General features: G+C 72.3%; 11 protein-coding genes. 2 read left to right on the top strand and 9 right to left on the bottom strand.

Annotated elements, in window-relative coordinates; genetic code table 11:
- Nucleotides 1-605: 605 nt before the first annotated feature.
- On the bottom strand, nt 606-902 hold the full coding sequence (locus G495_RS0107440) for a hypothetical protein (protein WP_028587291.1): 297 nt from the start codon (nt 900-902) through the stop codon (nt 606-608).
- Between the two features lie 649 nt (nt 903-1551).
- On the opposite strand from G495_RS0107440, the gene G495_RS21675 reads away from it, so the two are divergent.
- The gene (locus tag G495_RS21675) at nt 1552-1740 is read left to right on the top strand and encodes a hypothetical protein (RefSeq protein WP_169734367.1); all 189 of its coding nucleotides are present in this window, start codon (nt 1552-1554) and stop codon (nt 1738-1740) included.
- 41 nt (nt 1741-1781) lie between these two features.
- Here the strand turns inward: G495_RS21675 and G495_RS22795 are convergent, their stop codons facing one another.
- The 7 genes from G495_RS22795 to G495_RS0107405 all read right to left on the bottom strand — a co-directional run bounded on the left by G495_RS22795 (nt 1782) and on the right by G495_RS0107405 (nt 14116).
- Nucleotides 1782-4733: a PD-(D/E)XK nuclease family protein gene (locus tag G495_RS22795; RefSeq protein ID WP_035251317.1), complete on the bottom strand. Its 2952-nt coding sequence runs from the start codon at nt 4731-4733 to the stop codon at nt 1782-1784.
- The gene (locus tag G495_RS0107430) at nt 4730-5218 is read right to left on the bottom strand and encodes a 2-thiouracil desulfurase family protein (protein WP_156939626.1); all 489 of its coding nucleotides are present in this window, start codon (nt 5216-5218) and stop codon (nt 4730-4732) included. The genes G495_RS22795 and G495_RS0107430 overlap by 4 nt, the downstream gene beginning before the upstream one ends.
- Entirely contained in the window at nt 5215-8463 is a 3249-nt protein-coding gene (locus tag G495_RS0107425) for a UvrD-helicase domain-containing protein (protein ID WP_028587289.1), read from the bottom strand. Before G495_RS0107425 ends, G495_RS0107430 begins: the two co-directional genes overlap by 4 nt.
- The gene (locus G495_RS0107420) at nt 8456-9358 is read right to left on the bottom strand and encodes a DMT family transporter (RefSeq protein ID WP_028587288.1); all 903 of its coding nucleotides are present in this window, start codon (nt 9356-9358) and stop codon (nt 8456-8458) included. Before G495_RS0107420 ends, G495_RS0107425 begins: the two co-directional genes overlap by 8 nt.
- Before the next feature lie 69 nt (nt 9359-9427).
- Entirely contained in the window at nt 9428-11596 is a 2169-nt protein-coding gene (locus tag G495_RS0107415; RefSeq protein WP_028587287.1) for an AsmA family protein, read from the bottom strand.
- A gap of 102 nt (nt 11597-11698) precedes the next feature.
- The gene (locus G495_RS0107410; protein ID WP_028587286.1) at nt 11699-12178 is read right to left on the bottom strand and encodes a chemotaxis protein CheX; all 480 of its coding nucleotides are present in this window, start codon (nt 12176-12178) and stop codon (nt 11699-11701) included.
- A 219-nt stretch (nt 12179-12397) separates the two neighbouring features.
- On the bottom strand, nt 12398-14116 hold the full coding sequence (locus tag G495_RS0107405) for a glycoside hydrolase family 3 protein (protein WP_035251363.1): 1719 nt from the start codon (nt 14114-14116) through the stop codon (nt 12398-12400).
- 394 nt (nt 14117-14510) lie between these two features.
- On the opposite strand from G495_RS0107405, the gene G495_RS18160 reads away from it, so the two are divergent.
- Complete coding sequence (locus tag G495_RS18160) at nt 14511-17066, top strand: sensor domain-containing protein (protein WP_051445172.1); 2556 nt, start codon at nt 14511-14513, stop codon at nt 17064-17066.
- A 109-nt stretch (nt 17067-17175) separates the two neighbouring features.
- On the opposite strand, the gene G495_RS0107395 is transcribed toward G495_RS18160, so the two are convergent.
- Nucleotides 17176-19359, bottom strand: coding sequence for a glutamine synthetase III family protein (locus tag G495_RS0107395; RefSeq protein WP_028587284.1), 2184 nt, complete (start codon nt 19357-19359; stop codon nt 17176-17178).
- Nucleotides 19360-19741 lie beyond the last annotated feature (382 nt).

The raw sequence follows: 19741 nt of genomic DNA, 5'->3' as shown, positions 1-19741 counted from the left end.
GTTTGGGCTGTGATGTCGTCATATCATCTACCAGCACTAGTGTTTTCTGGGTACGCCCGTTCCAGTCCAAGACCCGGCGTGGTCACCAAGCCGCTTAAGGCTTCTCCGTCGAAGATGCTGCGACATTACACTTCATCGACAAACGCTTGCGATGCATCCGCAGCAATCCGTGCCAGGCTGCGATATCTGCGACCCCGCGCGCCTTCTTCTCCGGCGTGAACGCTCCTGGCCGGACGGATAGCGGCGTTGCTCAACGCCTCACCCACGGACAGGCCAGAAATATTCGCCAATATCCTCTCGCTCGTCAATGAACTTGGCGTCGGACTGGATCAGGCCGATGCGCCGTTCGTGGAGGGATCGTTTGTTCCATGCCGAGCAAGAGGCACCGCATTCCGGCACCCAGCCCAAAGCCCTGCTCCTTGCCTCGACCAAGGGGCACTGTCCCCGCGAGGGCGCGAGGTGATAGCAGAATGGGCAGGGCCGACACGCAGTACAAACAGGAGGCGGCAGGGCGTCGGATGCTGCAGGGGCTGGCGGGGCGCGCACAGGGGCAAGCGTCCCCCCTTCCCCCGCCGGACAGCGCCGCCCTGCCGGGCGGGCTGTGGTCAGTCCTTGGGGGTGTCGTCGTCCACTTCGAGGATGTCGCCGAGTTCCATGCCGAGGATCTTGCCGGGCCATTTGTAGAAGCAGTAGCCCGCTTCGTCCACGACCTCGGCGATGCGCCGCTGGCCGCCCTTGGAGAAGGGCAGGTGCGAGGGCATCAGCGCGCCCTTGATGAGCTTCAGGGTTCCGAAGATGTATAGAATGTTGAAGGGGACGATTTTTTCGGGCTGTTCGTCCCGTTCCATGACGAGATAGGTCTTTGGAAAATTTCCGCCGCTGTAGGTCTTGTACAGCTTCATCCTTCTCCCCGCATCCGCTGCGCCGCCGCGAGGGGCCGCGCCCCGTTTCCCGCCGACCAGCCGTTCCATGGTGTCGCCCGGATGTATCATGTATGGGATACAGGCGCGGCATTGCGAACTGCTGCGTGTGAACATAGCCCAAAAACGGTATACGCGCAATGGGCGTCGGCGGGGGATTTCTGTCCTGCGAGGGGGCGTCCCGGGGGCGGCCCGCTCCGCCTGCCGCCCGCCTGCGGGATGCACGTGCGCGGAGTCCGTGGACCAGGATAAGGGGCGTCGCCTGTCGCCCGCCCGCGGGATGCGCCCCGGCGGCCACGGGGCAGCCCGCAGGGTGCGCGCAGCTCCCCCCGCAGCATCCTGGCCGACGTTGCGAGCCCGGCCAGGGCTGCCCCTGCCGGGCGCGCGCGTGCCCCCGTGGCGGGGTTCCGGCTCTGGGGCCGCGACGCCGGGGCCGCCTGCCCGGGCGCACGAGCGTTCCCCTGTGGGGCTTGGGCCCTGGGTCCGCGATGCCAGGGCCGCTTTGCCCGGGTGGCCATGTTTTCCGGCGGGGCGCGGGCCTTGTGGCGGCTGGGGCCGCGTCCGTCCGCCGTGCGCGCAAACGTTCCCGGCCTGCCACGGGGCTGCCATCCGCCGGGCCTAGGCTGCGGCCATGACGCTGACTGTCCTGCGACCGCATGGGCCTGGCGGTGCCGTGCGCGCGGCCTGTCCTTTCCTGGGCGCCTGCGCCGCCCCCCGGGGGCCGTATTGCCGCGACCGGACCCGGGCGCGGCTGTGCCTGCGCCATCTGGCCCTGCGCAAGGGCCGGGGGTGGCCCGAGCCCGTGCCCGCCCCGGCCTGAGGCGGCGCGGCGCGTTGCGGGGGAGGGTGCGCCGGGCTCCGTCAGCCCCGGGCCCGGGGCCGGGGGCCGGGCAGGGGGCAGGAGAAGCCGAAGGGGCACCACGCACAGTGCGGCCCCGGGGCGGCCTCGAAGCGCTCGTCCTCGCGCATGTGGCGCACCAGCAGGCGCACGGCCAGGGGCGTCAGCTCGGTCAGGGCCGTTTCGCGCTCGTGGGGCACCATGCGCTCGCCGAACAGGGGCTTTTCCGCGCCGCTGTCGCGCAGCTCCACCCAGGCCGCGTTGGCGGGCAGGATGTCGGTGGTCTGCCAGTAGAGCCAGCCGTAGAGCGGCAGCTGCACGCCGCGCAGGGCCGCGTGCAGGTCGGCCAGCAGCCCGGGGTCGCGCCCGGGCTCCCAGGCCTCCACGCGCTCCCACAGCGCCTCGTCGCGCCAGGCCGACAGCGGCGGGGGGGCCAGGGCCCCGGTCTTGTAGTCCAGCACCACGTCGCCGCCCGGGCGGCGGTCCACGCGGTCCAGCGTGCCTTCCAGGCGCACGTCCAGTGCGTCCACGGCCAGGGCGGCCTGCACCGGGTGTTCCAGCAGCACAACGGTGGTCTCGGGCGAGCTGGCCAGGAAGCGGCGCAGCCGTTCGCGGCCCACGGCCCGCAGGCCCAGGCGCAGGTCGTAGGGCATCTGGCGGAAGAAGGGCGCGGCCTCCAGGCGGGCGGAGAACTCGTCCAGCAGGGGGGCCGGGTCCAGGGCCGCGAGGTTCGTGCGTCGCTCGCGCAGCGGGGCCAGGAAATCCTTGAGCACGGCGTGGACCAGGGTGCCCAGCTCGCGGTGGTCGCCGTCCTCGCTGACGGTGTCGGGCTCGCGCAGGGGCGTCAGGCGCTTGTGGAAGAAGCGCAGCGGGCAGGCGAGGTAGTCGTCCAGCAGGCTGGGCGACAGGGCGCGGGTGGTGAGCAGGCGTTGCAGGCGGGCGTGGATGGCCGGGGTCTTGGCCAGCCCCGGGGTGGGCCGGGGCAGGGGCCGCACGGGCAGGGCCAGGGTGTCCAGGGGCCCGCCGTCGTTGCCCCGGACGATGCGGCCCAGGCGTTTTTCCTCTTCCCACAGCAGTTGTTCCACGAAGCGGCTGCGCACGCTGCGCCCGCCCAGGGGCCCGCTGCCGGAGACGCCGGTGTGGTAGAACAGGTGCACCTCGCGGGCCCCGGCCACCAGGCGGTGGAAGTTGTGCGCCGCCACCTGGGCGCGCTGGCGGGCGTCGGGCAGGCCCAGCAGGGCGCGCAGCGGGTCGGGCAGCAGCGGGTCGTGGGCCGGGGAGCCGGGCAGGTGCTCTTCGGTGGCGTCCAGCACGCAGACCCGCGCGAAGCGCAGCAGGCGCGATTCGAGCATGCCCAGCACCTGGAGCCCGGTCAGCGGCTCGGCCTCGAAGGGCACGCGCTCGGCGGCCAGCATCTGGCGCAGGATGGAGAACAGCACGCCCTGCCCGGCGGGGTCGCGGCTGATATGGCTGTCCGTGAGTGCGGGCACGACCACGGCGGTCAGGCGGTAGAGGCATTCGGCGTCCACGGGGAAGCGGTGCCAGGTCTGCTCGCCGCCCTCGGGCACCAGGGCCCGGGCCAGCCCCAGCAGGGCCCGGCCCAGGGCCTCCAGGCTGCCCAGGCCCTCGAAGGCCGTGAGGCAGGCCTCCAGGGCCTCGCGCAGCAGGGCCAGGGCCTGCTCCGGGTCCGCCTCCGGGGGCAGGGTGCCTTCGGGCAGGGCCGCCGGGTCGGGGGCCCAGTCCAGGGGCGCGAACACGGTGCCGCCCCGGCGGATGGCCCGCTCCATCTCGCGCAGCAGCCCGCGCAGGGGCAGCCCGGGCCGGGGTTCGAGCATCTTCACATAGGGGTGGCGGATCAGCGCCACCACCTCGCGCCAGGCGTAGCGCCCTGGGCCGGGCGAGGTCTCCTGGAGCCGCAGCACGGTTTCCACCAGCCGCAGCAGGCTGGAGCGCGCCAGGGGGTAGCCCATGGAGATGTTCACGTCCTTCACGGGCAGGTGATGCAACACGGGCATCAGCGCGCCGGTGTCGGGCAGGATCACGGCGGTGTCGCCGTGGCCCTGCCGGGCGCCGGGGTCGGCCAGCACGGCGCGCAGGGCGCCCAGCTGCGAATGCAGGTCGAAGCCTTCGTGGAAGCGCACTGCGGGCGCGGTGTCCTGGGCCGCGGGGCCCAGGGGTTCGGCCCGGGCGTGCCAGTCGGCCAGCCAGCGGGCGTGCTCGCGGCAGGCCCAGTGGGCGCGGGCGGGGTTCCGGGCCAGGGCCGGGTCGGAGTGCCAGACCACCTGGGCCGTTTCGGCCTCGGCCAGGGCGCGCAGCACGGCCATTTCCGTGCCTGTGGGCGCGTGGAAGCCGACCAGGAAGACCTGCCACCCGGCCAGCAGGGCGGGCAGCTCGTCCGCCCGGCGCGCCACGCGGGCGGCGTCCAGCCCCGGGGTGGTCCAGCCCCGGGCGTCCAGGGCGCGCAGGTAGCCGTCGTGGATGGCCCGCAGGCGTTCGAGCAGGGCGGCGGCGGTGTCGTGGACCTCGCCCTGGAGGTGGTGCAGGTCCTGGGGCGTGGCGCCGTGGCGCAGCAGTTCTTCCATCAGCCCGGCCAGGTGGCGGCCCCAGGGGAAGAAGCGCTCGGGCGCGGCGGCCAGCGCGCGCAGGGGGCCGGGGCGGGGCAGGGCGGCCACGGCCTCGCGCAAAAGGCCCACGCGGTCCAGCAGGCCCGCCGTGCGCAGGGGCGCGGGGTCCAGCTCGCGGGCCAGGGCGGGCAGCCACTGGTCCACCGCCGTCATGCGCGGCAGAAACAGCGGCTTGGGCACGTCGGCGCGGGTGGCCAGATGGTGCATCAGGTGCCGCGCCGGGCGGCGGTGGGGGAAGACCACGAGACAGCGCCGCAGGTCCGCCCCGCCGGGGCCGTTCGGGCCCAGGAGCAGGTCGGCCAGGGCGGCGATGCAGTCCGCGCGCCAGTCCGCCACCAGGATGGGCTTCATGGCGGGCCCGCCCCGAGTTCGCGTGCCAGGTCGTTTTCGTCCAGCACCTCGATGCCTGCGGCCTTGAGGACGGCGGCCAGCACGCCGTCGCCGGGCACGCGCCGTCCGCTGAAGGTGCCGTCGTAGACCTGCCCGCTGCCGCAGGAGGGCGAACCGGCCTTGAGCACGGCGCGGGTGGCGCCGAAGAGCTGGGCCAGGCGCAGGGCCTCCTGGGCGCCGCAGTGGAATTCGGCGCTCTGGTCCACCCCCAGGCGGTTGACCACCCGCGCGGGGCAGCCCGGCGCCCCGGGTACGATCTCGCACGGCGGGCGCGGGGTGGGCAGGCCGCCCAGCTGCTCGGGGCACACGGGCAGGGCCACGCCCTGGCGGATGAGGTCCAGCACGGCGTTCACGGCCTTGCGCTCGCCGTTGTAGCGGCTGTGGATGCCCGCCAGGCAGGCGCTGACCACGTAGCGCACGGGACGGGCGCCGGAAGAATCGTTCATGGCCGCACCTCGCGCACGGTCTTGAGGTCCAGGTAGAGGATCACGGCGCGCATGGCGGGCGCAACGCGCGCCGCGCCGTCCATGGCCGCCAGCAGGGCCATGTAGTCGCGCACCTGGCGCTCGTGGTCCGGGCTGGGCTGGCCGGTCTTGTATTCCACCACCACGGTCTCGTGGGCGTCGGTGACCAGCAGGTCCGGGCGGCGCTCGGTGCCCTCGGGGGTCAGGATGGGGCATTCGGGGTGCCCGCGCTCGGCCCAGCCCGGGAACTCCGGCAGCCCGAGCACCCAGTCCAGGATGCCCCGGACCTCGGCGGCCACGGCCTCGCGCGCGGCCTCGCCCGGGGGCAGCAGGTCGGTGTGCACGGCCACGGCGGCGCGGGCGGCGCGTTCGGGGTCCAGCCCGCCGGGGCGGCGCAGGCGGTCCAGGGCGTCGTGGACCAGGGTGCCCCGGGCCCGGGCGTCGAACACCGGGCCGCCGCCGAAGAGCGCCTCGCGCGGCACGTCGTGGCTGAAATGGCGGTGGATCTTCAGGCGCGGCAGCCAGGCCATGGGCGGCTCGGGGTCGGCCTCGGGCGCCGGGGCGCAGGCCGGGGGCGCGGGGGCGTCGGCCTCGGGCGGCGCGGGGGCCGCTCCTGCCGGGGCCGCCGGGGCCGCGCCGAAGGTGCAGGTCGGCCAGCCATCCGGCCCCGGGTCCCAGGGATACTCCGCCGTCAGCAGCTCCAGGGCGCGCACCAGGGGCCGCTGGCTGCGGTAGTGCGTGGTGGCCGTGAGCAGGCAGTACAGCTCCTCTTCGGCGCGCGTCCAGGCCACATAGAGCAGGTCGAGCTGTTCCAGCAGGGTCCGCGCGGCGTGCTCGTGGTAGGCGGGGCCCATCTCGCGGCGCAGGGGCGCCAGCAGGCGCAGGCCCTGGCAGTCCACAGGCGTGGGCTCGCCGCCGGGCTCGAAGCGCCAGTGGTGGAAGGGCACCACGACCACCGGGAATTCCAGGCCCTTGGCCTGATGGATGGTCATGATGCGCACGGCGTCCACGGACTCGGGCAGGGGCACCTTCTCGCCCGAGGCTCCGGCGTCCCAGAAGTCCAGGAACGCCGCCAGGGACTGGTGGCCCTCGCGTTCGGCCTGGTGCACGATCTCCATGAAGCGGCGCACGTAGGGCGCGCCGTCCGGGTGGCGCTCCAGCACGCGCAGGTCGCGCACGGCCTCGCTCACGGCGTCGTAGGGCGTCATGAACCCGGCCTTGCGCACGCAGCGGGCCAGGAAGCGTTCGGCCACGTCCGGCCAGGCTTCGCGCAGGCGCTGGTAGAGCCCGCCGTGGTCCTGTCCGGCCAGCCAGTCTGTCAGCCCGGTCCGCGTGAGCCCCGCGCAGGGCAGGAAGATCTCCTCGCCGCTGACGAATTCCCACAGGGCCAGGTCGTCCAGGGGGTAGTCCAGGAAGCGCAGCCAGGCCACGAGCTGGCGCACCAGCGGATGCGCGCCCAGGGCCAGGCTGTTCTCGGTGATCACCGGCAGGCCCCAGTCCAGCAGCCAGCCCGCCACCAGGGCGGCCTCGGTATTGTCGCGCACCAGCACGGCCACCTCGCCCGGGGCGCGGCGCGTGCGCAGCTCCGCGAACAGCTCGCGCAGGTGCGCGCGCACGGCCTCCGCCAGGGCGTCCTTGTTGCCGTCCGGCGGCTCCACGCGCGTCAGGCGCACGAAGCCGCCCGCGTTTTCGGGGGGCTTGCGGGACGGGGGCAGGGTCTGGACGCAGCCCGCAAAGGCCTCGGTCATGGCCTGGGCCAGCAGGTCCACGGCGGGGGGCGGGCCGCTTTGGAGCATGGCCGCAGCCACGGCCCGGGCCGTTTCCGGCGTTTCCAGCCGCGTGAAGAAGGCGTTGTTGAAGGCCACCACCTCGGGGCGGCTGCGCCAGTTGTGGGGCAGGCTGGCCCGCACGGGGGGCGCCATGGCCGCCAGCTCCGGCTGGGCGGGCACCTCGTCGAACAGCCGCGCGTCGCCCCCGCGCCAGCCGTAGATGGCCTGCTTCACGTCGCCCACCAGCAGCACGCTGCCGCCCTTGGACAGGCATTCCTCCGCCAGGGGCGAGAGCGCGCGCCACTGGGTGCGGCTGGTGTCCTGGAATTCGTCCACCAGCATGTGGCGCAGGCGCGTGCCCAGGCGGCAGAAGGCGTCGGGCGCGCCGCATTCGGCGAGCATGGTGGCGACCATGGCCTCGCAGCGCGCGGTGGGCAGCACGTTGCGCGTGGCTTGCAGCCCGTCCAGCACCGCGAGCATCAGGTCGGCCAGGGCCACCAGGGCGGCCATGTCGCGCGCGGTGCGCAGGACGGGCCCCTGGCTGGCGCAGGCCGCGTAGGCCTCGCACAGGGCGGCGTAGGCCGCGTCCAGGGCCGCGCTGCCCCGGCCCCGGGAGGCCGCGTTCAGGCAGTCGTCCACGCTGGCCTTGGTGGCGAAGGTGTCGGAGGGCAGCTTGCCGCCGGGGGTGCTGGCTGCGCACTTGTCGAGAAATTTGACGAAATTGGCGTTGGCCTGCAACCCGTCCAGCAGCGGTTGCACGGCCCGGGCGACCCGGGCGAGGTCGGCGTGCAGGGCGGCGAGGGCGGCGTGGATGCGCCGGGGGTCGGTTTCGCAGGGCGCGTCGTTCTTCAGGCGCCAGGCCAGCACCTTGCCCAGGCGTTCGCGGAAGTGCCCGCCCAGCAGGAATCCCGGGCGGCCCTCCAGGTGCAGCATGGTTTCCAGGGCGCTGGCCAGCAGGCGGCGTTCGGGGCCGTCGTGGTCCTCGGCGGCGGCCAGCACGGGGTCCAGCAGGTCGTCGAAGACCTCCTCCAGGCCGAACAGGGCCTGGAAGTCCGGCGCCAGCCCGGCCTCCAGGGCGAACAGGCGCATGACGAGGTGCAGCAGGCTGTCGATGGTGCGGATGTTGAGCTGGTCGTAGCGGCGCAGGATGCGCGCCAGCCACAGGGCGGCCTCGTCGCGGCTCCAGGGGGCGTCGTCGGCGCCGCCCCGGCCCAGGGCGCAGGCCTTGAGGCGGCCCACCACGCGCTCCTTCATCTCGGCGGCGGCCTTGTTGGTGAAGGTCACGGCCATGATTTCGGGCCAGCCGTGGCGCGGGGCGGCGGCCCGGGCGCAGGCCGGGGGCGCGTCGTCGCCCGCGTCGGACCCGGCCAGCAGCTCCAGGAAGCGCCCGGTCAGGGCGTAGGTCTTGCCCGCCCCGGCGGAGGCCTTGAGCTGGATGAACCGCGCGGCGTCAGGCATGGCCGGGCGCGGCCTCCCTGGCGGCGCGCAGGCGCCGCCCGTCCCAGACCACCAGGACCACGGCGCCCAGGATCAGCCCGGCGCCGAGCCAGCCCGCTGCCGTGAAGCGCTCGCCCCACCACAGATAGGCCACCACGGCAGCCACCACCGGCTCCAGGGTCGCCACCACGGCGGCGCGCGTGGCCTCCAGGCGGCGCAGCCCGGCGTAGTACACGGAATAGGCGCCCCAGGTGGAGAGCAGGCTCACGGCGACGATGGCCGCCCAGGCTCCGGCGCCCTTGGGGCTGAATTCCACGAAGGGCAGCAGCAACAGCGCCCCCAGGGGCAGGGCGTGCAGGAAGAGCACCGGGGTGGGGTAGCGCCGCAGGCGGCCTTTGCCGAAAATGTAATACATGGCATAGGTCAGGCCCGAGAGCAGACCCAGGAGCACGGCCTTGGGCGTGGCGCTCACGCCCTGGCCCGCCTCCGGGCCCAGCACGCCGCTGACGCAGGCCACGCCTGCCAGGGTGGCGGCCACGGCGCCGAGTTTGGCGGCGCTCATGCCCTCGCCCAGTAGCCCCCAGGCCGCCAGGGCCACCCAGGCCGGGGCCGTGTACATCAGCACCGAGGCCAGGGCCGCGCCGCCTTCCTGGATGGCCAGCTGGTACACGCCGTAGAAGGCGGCGATGCAGACCACCCCGAATCCGGCCATGGCCAGCCGGTCGGCGGGCTCCACGCGCAGGCTGTCGCCCCGGGCCAGGGCCTGGACGGCGAAGGGCGCGAAGGGGATGACGCAGCGCCAGAAGGCGACCTCCAGGGGCTGCACGCCCAGGGAGAAGGCGTATTTGGCCACGGGGCCCAGGCCGCCCCACAGCACGGCTGCGCAAAGCACGTAGAGATATCCGCGAAAGGCCATCTGTCCCCCCTGCTCCCGGCTGCCTCGGTCCGGGAGCAGGGTGGCAGAGCCGGGGGTGAAAAGCAATGCCTAAGGCTGGCTGTTCTCCTGGCCGTCCTTGGCGTTGCGGCTGCCGCCCAGCAGGTTGCGCAGCCCCGAGCCCAGGCCTTCCAGGGCGCCCTTGCCCGTGTCGATCACCCCCTGGCCCGCCTTGCCCGGCAGGCCGAGCACGCCCTGGGCCAGGCCCTTGACGAACTCGGCGCTGTCCAGGGACACGGAGGGGTCGGTGAGCGGCCCGCGCACGGTGAAGGGGATGCGCGGCACGGCGGTCACGTCCACCACGGCCTTGTAGTCGATGGTTCCGGCCGCGAGGTCCACGGCGCCCTTGCCCAGGCCCTTCAAATTGTCGGCGCTCAGGGCGGTGTCGCCCGTGGTCAGCACGCCCTTGGCGATGGCGAAGGTGGCGCTGATGTCCTTGAAGCGCTGCTGGCGCTCGGCCTTTTCCACACGGCGCTGGGGGTCGCTGGCGGCGGCCTGGGCGCGCACGGCCTCGGGGATGATCTGGAAGCCCTTGAAGGCGCCGTCGGTGAGCGCCAGGGCGCCCTTGCCCGACAGGGAGCGGACCATGGTCTTCCACTGCTCCCCGGTGGCGGCCAGGGTCAGGTCCAGGGCCGTGGTGCCGGTGACCTTGTCCTGGCCGGTGAGGTCGGCCAAAAGCCCGCCCAGGGCCATGCCCGCCAGGCCGAGGTCCAGGCTGGTCCTGGGCTCCTGGCCGCGCACGTCGGCGGTGAGCCCGGCCTTGAGCTGCCCGCCGTACAGCCCGGCGGACAGCGGCGAGACGCGCAGCACGCCGTCCTTGGCCGTGACGGTCAGGTGCACGTCGTTCATGCGGACCTTGGACACGGTCAGGGCGGCCACGTCCAGGGTGCCGTTCACGTCCAGGGCGCGCAACTGCTCCTTGGGCAGGCCGGAGCCGTCCTGGCCGGCGGGCGCCGGAGTGCCCGGCGTGCCCGCGCCGGGGGCGCCGGGGGCGTCCTTGCCGCCGCCCTGGGCCTGGGCCGGAGGCATGTAGCGGTCGGCGTCCAGGGCCGTGGCGGCCAGGGTGAAGCGCAGGGCCGGGCGCGTGAAGCCGTTCACCGCGGCCTGGCCGCTGAGGCTGGTGTCGTCCACGTTCAGGCGCAGGTCGGACAGGGCCAGGGTGTCGCGCGTGGCCTTGGCGCGCACGGCCAGGGCCGCGCTGGTCAGGGCGGCGGGGTCGGCGGTGGCCACGGGGTCGAGGCCCAGGGCGGCCATGAGGGCCTTGGGGTTGAAGGTGTCCAGGGTCAGCACGGCGTCCAGGGCCGGGGCGGTGCTGGCGTGGGCCACGGTGGCCTCGCCCGCAGCCTTGAGGCCGTAGGCCGTCAGGGTCAGGCCCCGGGCGGCGAAGGTGTCGGCGGCCAGATCGGCCAGCAGCTCGCCGCCGAGGGTGATGCGCGCCGCGCCGCCGGGCACGGCCTGCCCCGTGGCGTCGAGGGTCAGGGCCAGGCCGCGCAGGGCCACGGTGGCGAAATCCGGCCCCGGGTCCAGGCGGCCCTTGAGGTCCAGCGTGGCGTCCAGGGCCGGGTCGCTGGCCGAGAGGGCGGCCTTGAGGGTCAGGTCCAGGGGCTGGCTGGGCGCCAGGGGGCCGGTGCTCAGATCGAGGCCCGTGACGGCGTAGCGCGCGCCGGACTGCTGGTCGTCCCAGGTCAGGGTGGCGTCGGCCAGGCGCAGGGCGCCCACTTCCAGGGCCCCCAGGATGCCCAGGGCGGGCGGCCCTTCCGGGGTCCGGGGTTCGGCGGCGGGCTGGGCCGGGGCGGCGCCTTCCGGGGCCGCCAGACGCTCGCGGATGTCATCGAAGCTGGCCCGGCCCGAGGCATCGCGCGCCAAGCGCAGCACCAGCCCCCGCACGAGCACATCGCCCACCTGCACCTGCCCGGAGAGCAGCGGCAGCAGCCGGACCTTCACGTCCACCTCGCCCAGTTCGGCCATGGGCGCCTCGCCGAAGCCCGGGGCGTTGGACAGGGCCACGCGGTCCATCTCCACGCCCAGCCAGGGGAAGAACGACAGGCGCATGTCGCCGCCGAAGGTCAGCTCGCGCCCGGTGCGTTCGCGCACGGCCTTGGCGGCCTCGGCCTTGATGAAGCCGGTGTCCACCACGCTGACCAGGATTATGGCGGCCACGGCCAGCAGGGCCACGGCCAGCCCGGCGGCCAGGGCGGAATACTTGACGATGGGTTTCATGGCGTCTCCGGGGTTGAGGGTCGCGCGGGCGCGAAAAAAGCCCACCCTTGCCGGAATGATACCCGGGAAGGGCGGGCCTTTCAACCGCCGGAGGAAAAGAGGCTACCTGGGGGTTTCCAGCGAGACCTCCAGGGTGAAATCGCCGCTTGGCGTGCTGAAGGGCACGGCCAGGATGGGCTCGCGCGAGATGTGCGAGATGGAGTGGTTCTCGCCGGTGACCACCGAGGGGATGCCCGCCTCCAGGCGCATGCCGAGCATTTCCAGGCCGCGCCGGGTCTGGCCGGAGATCATGTTGGTCAGCTCGCCCACGGCGTCGCGCACGTCCTGGTTCAGCTCCGTGACCGGCTCGCCGAGCATGTTGCCCACCACGGCCAGGATGCAGGCCCGGGTGAAGGTCACGGACATGGTGCCGTTGCGGTCGCCGGTGATGCCGATGACGCCGGTCACGTCGCCGCTGGCCACGGTGTCCTTCTTCATGAAGGGCTTGCCCGGCGTGACCTCGATCATGGCCATGGTGCTGATGACGTTCTTCACGGCGTCCAGGAACGGGCGGACGATCTTGGCGTCTTCCTTGACATTCATGGGGAGGAATCCTTTGCCTTGGGGTTGTGGTGCCTTTGGTCACGATAGCAGCGCCGCAGGGGCGAAGCAACAGGGCGGCCCGAATTTTCGCGCCCTGGCAGGCTGCCTCAACATGGCGAGCTGTTGCGGTGCTCAAAAAATTCAAGCCGCGCGTCTGCCTTGCCACGCGGTGGTCCCGGATTTTTTCGCGCCCCGGGAAAAGGGATGTCCAGCGGTCTCCTAGGGGGCGGCAGGGCCGGGGATGGTCACGGGCAGGCGCCCGGGGGCCGGGGCCAGGCCGAAGACCGCCCGGGCCAGCGCCAGGACCTGGGCCGGAGCGTCGGACCACGCCGCCAGCAGGCACGGGGCGCCGGGGGTCAGGGCCGCGTCGTAGGGCACGTCCAGCGAGGCCGTCACCAGCCGGGGCCCCAGGCCCGCCGCCAGCAGCTCGTTGACCAGGGCGGCCTGGCCGGGGTTCCTGTCCGCCCGGCGGGTCAGCACCACCACCTGGGCGGCGCCGCGCGCGGCGGCCACCGCCTGGGCCCGCTCGGCGGCCTGGGGGTTCTCGGCGGGGCGCAGCACGGCGAAGCGGGGCGCCAGGGCGGTGAAGGCCCCGGCGGCCTGCGGCCCTGCCCCGGGCCAGAGCAGCAGCCCCGGCGCGTCCCGGTCCAGGGGCAGGGCGGCCTCGCGGTCGCGCAGCAGGGTGATGGACGCCTCGGCGAGCTGGCGCACGGCCTCGCGGTCCTCGGGGGTGTCCACTGCGGCGGGGTCGGCGTGCGGCAGCCCGTCGGGCTGGGCCAGGCCGTAGGCCAGCTTCACCAGCAGGATGCGCCGCACGGCCTCGTCCAGCCGGGCCATGGGGATTTCGCCGCTGTCCACGGCCTGGATCATGCGCCGCACGACCCCGGGCTGCTCCGCCGGGCTGTGGCCCTTGTCGGCGCCGAAGCACAGCAGGTCGGCCCCGGCCAGCAGGGCGCGCACGGCGGCCTCGCCCGGGCCGTAGCGGGCGTCGATGGCGCCCATGCCCAGGGAATCGCTGACCACCAGCCCGTCGAAGCCCAGCTCGCCGCGCAGAAGCCCCTCCAGCACCCGGGCGGACATGGTGGCGGGCAGGCCCGGCTCGGGCTCCACGGCGGGCACCTCCACATGGGCCGTCATCACCGCCGGGACCCCGGCCCCGATGGCCGCCGCGAAGGGCACAAGCTCCACGGCGCGCAGGCGCTCCAGGGCGTGCGGCACCGTGGGCAGGCGCACGTGGGAGTCGAAGCCCGTGTCGCCGTGGCCGGGGAAATGCTTGGCGCAGGCGATGACGCCCTCCTCGCGGTAGGCGCGCACGGCGGCGGCCCCGAAGCGGGCGACCAGCCCGGGGTCCTCGCCGTAGGCGCGCACGCCGATGATGGGGTTGGCGGGGTTGGAGTTCACGTCCACCACCGGGGCCAGGTTCATGTTGATGCCCAGGGCCTTGAGCTGGCGGGCGGTGACGCGCGCGGCCAGGGCGGCGGCGTCCGCGCTGCCCGTGGCGCCCAGGGCCATGTTGGGCGGCGTGGCGGCGAACCCCCGACGCAGGCGGGCCACGGGGCCGCCCTCCTGGTCCACGGCCATGAACAGCCCCAGGCGGTGGGGCCCGGCCAGGGCCAGGGCCTGGGCCGCAGTGGTCAGCCGGGCGACCTGGGCCATGTCGTGCACGTTGCCCGCGCTGTCGTAGAGCAGCAGTCCGCCCACGTGGTGCGTGGCGATCATCGTGGCCAGCCCGGGCGAGAGGTCCGGGCCCTCGAAGAAGACCAGCAGGGTCTGGCCGACCTTTTCGGGCACGCTCATGGCCGCGAGCAGGGCCTCGGCGCGGGCAGGGAGGTCGGCCCCGGCGCGGGCCGGGGCGGCGGAGCCCGGCCAGGGCAGCAGGGCCAGGGTGGACAGCAGCAGCAGGGCCAGGGCGCGGCCCGGGAGGAGGAGGATACGCATGGGCGGCAGGGTACGCACTGGCGCGGCGCTGTCAACTGCCGCGATACGGCTTCGGGCACAAGGATTTTTGGGCCGGGCCCGGCGCAAGATTTTCCGGTGTGGTTCCACGGCGCTTCCCGGCATCCGGGGCAAGGCTTCGGTTGACCTGTACCTGGTTCCCTAGCGGCTCCATGTGAAATACGGGACACATCCCCGACCCCCCTTGCGGATGCGGCCCCGGGCGGATAGGTTGTATTGACGGGGAGATTTGGGTATTGCCCCTGCGGGCGGGATACCCTGGCGGCCATGGCCGACAGAACCGTACACTTTCGTTTTTATGTTTTTCATATTTGTCAATCGACCCAGGCGACCCCAGGCGCCCCCGGGTGGCGGGCCGGGTCGGAAGGAACGCAGCGTGACGCGATACGGAGCACCCGAGGCGGGGCAGACCTGCCTGCTCGACCTGGAAAGCCTGACCCAGCTGGTGGGCCACGCGGGCATCGCCCTCTTCGTGCTCGACGGGGCCGGGCGGCTGGCCGAGGCCAACGCGGCCTGGCTGGCCATGCACGGCTACGCCGAGCCCGGGCAGGTGCTGGGCCGCCCCCTGGCGGAGTTCGTGGGCGACGAGGCGCTGGTGCGCGATTGGCTGGGGCAGGCCGAGTCGGCGGACTGCGCCCTGGCCCGCACGGGCGAGCTGGGCTTTCGCCGCGCCGACGGCAGCCTGGGCCGCGCGTTGTATACCGTGTGCCGCCGCGCCGCCGGGCGCCTGGAAGGGCTGCTGGTGGACGTGAGCGCCCGGGCCCTGGCCGAGGAGCGCCTGCGCGAGGCCAACGCGGCCCTGCGCGGCGAGGTCGCCCAGCGCGCTGGCGAACTCAAGGCCGCCGTGCGCGACCTCCTGCGCTCCAAGGGCAGCCTGCGCACCCTGCTGGAAAACACCCGCGAGGCGGTGTTCGTCCATGGCCTGGACGGGCGCATCGTCGAGGTCAACGCCGAGATGCTGCGCATGTACGGGGCCACGCCCGAGCAGGCCCGGGGCGCCGACGTGACGCGCTTCATGGGCCGCGACAACCCCCTGGAAGAGCTGCCCGGGTACTGGGGCCAGGCCATGCGCGGCGAGGTGGTGACTTTCCCCTGGGTCGGACGGCGCCTGGACGATGGGCGCGAGTTCCCGGTAGAGGTGGTCATGCGCGGCATCGTCCTGGAGGACGGGGAGTTCGTGCTGGCCAACGTGCGCGACGTGACCGAGGCGGCCCGGGCCCGCGAGCAGCTCGAACTGTTCGGCAAGGTGTTCGAGAACGCCCTGGAGGGCATCACCATCACCGACGCCAACGGCACCATCCTCTCGGTGAACCCCGCCTTCACCTCCATCACCGGCTACAGCCCCGAGGAGGCCCTGGGCCAGAACCCGCGCATCCTGCGCTCGGACCGCCACGACAGGGAATTCTACCGCGCCATGTGGCAGGCCCTGGTGCGCCGGGGCCGCTGGGAGGGCGAGATATGGAACCGCCGCAAGAGCGGCGAGGTCTACCCGGAGTGGTTGTCCATCAGCAGCATTCCCGGCAAGGGCCAGGCGCGCTACATCGCCGTGTTCCACGACATTACGGAAATGAAGAACAAGGAGAGCCAGATTCTCTACCAGGCCAACCACGACCCGCTCACGGGGCTGCCCAACCGCCTGGCCGTGCGCGAGCGGCTGGAGCTGGCCGCCGCGCGGGCCAGCCGGGCCGGGCACCGGGTGGCCGTGCTGTTCGTGGACCTGGACGATTTCCGCAACGTCAACGACGCCCTGGGCCACGCCGTGGGCGATGAGATCCTGGTGGAAATGGCCCGGCGCCTGCGCCGCCTCGTTTCGGGCGGCGACACCCTGGCCCGGCTGGGCAGCGACGAGTTCGTCCTGCTGCTGGGCGCGGTGCGCGACGAGAGCGAGGCCGCCCAGCTGGCCGAGCGCGTGGCCAAGCGCATGCACCGGCCCTTCCGGGCGCGCGGGCACGAGGTCTTCCTGTCGGCCAGCATCGGCATCGCCTATTTCCCCGACGACGGCACCGACGCCGACGAGGTGCTCAAGAGCGCCGACCTGGCCATGTCGCGGGCCAAGGAGCTGGGCAAGAACACCTACTCCCTGTACACTCCGCAGATGAACGAGCGCGTCAACCGCCGCATCCGCCTGGAGGGCGACATGCGCCGGGGCATGATGCGCCACGAGTTCGAGCCGTTCTACCAGCCCAAGATCGACGTGCGCACGGGCCGGGTCACGGGCATGGAGGCGCTGATCCGCTGGCGGCGCGAGGGCGGAAGCCTGGTGTCCCCCGGGGAGTTCATCCCCCTGGCCGAGGAGACCGGGCTCATCGTGCCCCTGGGCGAGCAGTTCAATTTCTCCGTGGCGGCGCAGATGCGCGAGATGCAGAGCCTGGGGCTGACGGATGCGGGGCTGGTGGTGTCCATCAACGTCTCGCCGCGCCAGTTCCAGCAGCACAATTTCGTGCCCCTGCTGCGGGCGACGCTGGACGCCTCGGGCCTGGCGCCCGCCCGGTTCGAGGTCGAGATCACCGAGACGGCCATCATGACCGACGTGACGCGCACGGCCTCGACCCTGGACGAGCTGCGGGCCATGGGCCTTGCGGTGTCCATCGACGATTTCGGCACGGGGTATTCGTCCCTGGCCTACCTCAAGCGCTTCCCCATCGACACGCTGAAGATCGACCAGTCCTTCGTGCGCGACGTGACGCGCAACGAGGCCGACGCGAGCATCGTGGCCACGGTCATCGCCATGGCCCGGACCATGGGCATGCGCACTGTGGCCGAGGGCGTGGAGACTGCCGAGCAGGCCGAGCTGCTGGCCCGCCTGGGCTGCGACACCCTGCAAGGCTACCTGTTCAGCCGCCCGCTGCCCTACGCGGAGTTCCAGGCCTGGCTTGCGGCCTGGCAGGCCCGCGAGCCCCGGCCCCTGCCCGGGGCCGTGCCCGCGCCGTAGGCCCGGGGGCGCCTGCCGGGGCCAAACCCGGCCGCCCGCGAAAAAACGACGGCCCGCCTTGCGGCGGGCCGTCTTTTTGTGTCGTGTCGTCGCCGCGAGGGCGGCGGGGCTACTTGATGAACAGCATTTCCTGGTAGCTCGGCAGGGCCCACAGGTCGTCGGCCACCACGCCCTCCAGGGCGTCGGCGTAGGCGCGGACCTCGAGCATGGCGGGCAGGACCTTCTCGCAGCGGTGCTTGCACTCGTCGAGCAGCGACTTGAAGTCGTGCTTGGCGATGAGCTTCTCCAGGTCGGCCACGGCCTTCTGGAGCCCGCGCAGCTTGGCGGTCACGTCCTCAAGGGCGCTGGTCACCGGCTCGATGCCCGCGATCTTCATGTTGGCGCAGGTTTCGGCCAGTTCCTTCTGGTAGCGCACGCCGGTGGGGAAGATCTGGGTCTTGGCCATCTTGGCGCACAGGGTGGCCTCGGTCATCACGGTCTTGGCGTACTGCTCGAGGTAGATCTCCTGGCGGCTGTGCAGCTCGCGCTCGGAGAGCACGCCGTAGGTGGTGAACAGCGTGACGACCTCGGGGGAGGTGATGACGGGCAGGGCCTCCACGGAGGTCTTGAAGTTGGGCAGGCCGCGCTTCTTGGCCTCCTTCTGCCAGGCGTCGGCGTAGCCGTCGCCGTTGAAGATGATGGACCCGTGCTCGTTGATGATCTCCTTGAGCAGCTTCTGCACGGCGGCGTTGAGCTTGGAGGGGTCGCCCTTGGTGGCCTTTTCCAGCCTGGTGGCGATGAAGTCCAGGGACTCGGCCATCATGGTGTTCAGCGCCACCTGGGGCCCGGCGATGGACATGTTGGAGCCCACGGCGCGGAACTCGAAGCGGTTGCCGGTGAAGGCGAAGGGGCTGGTGCGGTTGCGGTCGCCGGCGTCCATGGGCAGCGGGGGCAGGGAGTCCACGCCCACTTCCAGCAGGCCCTTGGTCTTGCAGGACTTGCACGAGCCGGTCTTGATCTGCTCGAAGATGTCGGCCAGCTGCTCGCCGAGGTAGATGGACATGATGGCCGGCGGGGCCTCGTTGGCGCCCAGGCGATGGTCGTTGCCCGCCGTGGCGACCACGGAGCGCAAGAGCGCGCCGTACTTGTGCACCGCGCGGATGGCGGCGGCGCAGAAGACCAGGAACTGGGCGTTCTCGTGCGGGGTGTCGCCGGGGTCGAAGAGGCTGCCCAGGGTGGCGTTGCCGATGGAGTAGTTCAGGTGCTTGCCCGAGCCGTTGATGCCCGCGAAGGGCTTCTCGTGCAGCAGGCAGGCCATGCCGTAGCGCTTGGCCACGCTTTTCAGGGTGGTCATGACCATCTGGTTGTGGTCGGTGGCCAGGTTGGAGGTCTCGTAGATGGGCGCGATCTCGAACTGGCCAGGGGCGACCTCGTTGTGGCGGGTCTTGACCGGGACGCCGAGCTTGTACAGCTCGTGCTCGACCTCGAGCATGAAGGCCAGCACGCGGCGCGGGATGGCGCCGAAGTAGTGGTCCTCGAACTCCTGGCCCTTGGCGGACTTGGCGCCGAACAGGGTCCGGCCGCACAGCAGCAGGTCGGGGCGGGCGAAGTAGAAGTTGCGGTCCACCAGGAAGTATTCCTGCTCGGGCCCGGCGTAGGAATTGACGCGCTCGCCGGTGTCCTTGCCGAACAGGGCCAGCACGCGGCGGGCCTGCTTGTTCAGGGCCTGGCCGGAGCGCAACAGCGGGGTCTTCTTGTCCAGGGCCTCACCGGTCCAGGAGACGAACGCGGTGGGGATGCACAGGAAGGTGCCGTTGGGGTTCTCCAGGATGTAGGCGGGGCTGGTCACGTCCCAGGCGGTGTAGCCGCGGGCCTCGAAGGTGGCGCGCAGGCCGCCGGAGGGGAAGCTGGAGGCGTCGGGCTCGCCCTGCACCAGCAGCTTGCCCTCGAACTCGGCGATGGCCCCGCCCTTGCCGTCGGGGGTCAGGAAGCTGTCGTGCTTCTCGGCGGTCAGGCCGGTCAGCGGGAAGAACACGTGGCAGTAGTGGGTGGCGCCCTTGGAAACGGCCCATTCCTTCATGGCGGCGGCCACGGGCCCGGCGATGGAGGGGTCGAGCTTCTCGCCCTTCTCGATGGTCTTGTGCAGGGATTTGTAGACGTCCCTGGGCAGCATCGCGCGCATGACCTTGTCGTTGAAGACGTTGGAGCCGAAAAGGTCGGTCGGCTTGATGGTCGCGAAGCTCAAGGGCTCGGAGAGCGGCTTGTAGCTGTTGATCGCGGCGATGGCGTTCAGGCGGGCCTGGTATCCACTCATGTTCGAATCTCCTTGGTGCGGTATGGGACATTACCTGGGGCGGCCGGGGTGCCTCCGGCCTGGGCCAGCAAAATATCTGCGTTCTTCACGTTACCAAAGAACGGGCCAACTCGGTGTTCACCTGTTATTTCAAGGCGCTGCCTGCCGTCTGACCACCGGGGCATGGTCCGGATTTGCATTTTTGTTACTAAAATGCCCGGCGTTTCAGGCTGTGAGTTACAGAAATGTAATCCTCCTCTGTTTTTCGTGCCCGCCGCCAGGGCCGGGGCGCGGGAAAGTCCTTGACCGTGATAGATTGTTCTGGAATGAACCCGGTTTGGCGCCTTGCCCGGCTTGCGGGCGGTTTCGCGGGCCCCGGGGGTCCGCATTCCGCGCCTGTGGC

The organism is Desulfocurvus vexinensis DSM 17965 (genome assembly GCF_000519125.1).
Classification (GTDB): domain Bacteria; phylum Desulfobacterota; class Desulfovibrionia; order Desulfovibrionales; family Desulfovibrionaceae; genus Desulfocurvus; species Desulfocurvus vexinensis.
Note: the sequence above shows the minus strand (reverse complement) of the source record. Positions and strands in the feature narration are given on the sequence as shown.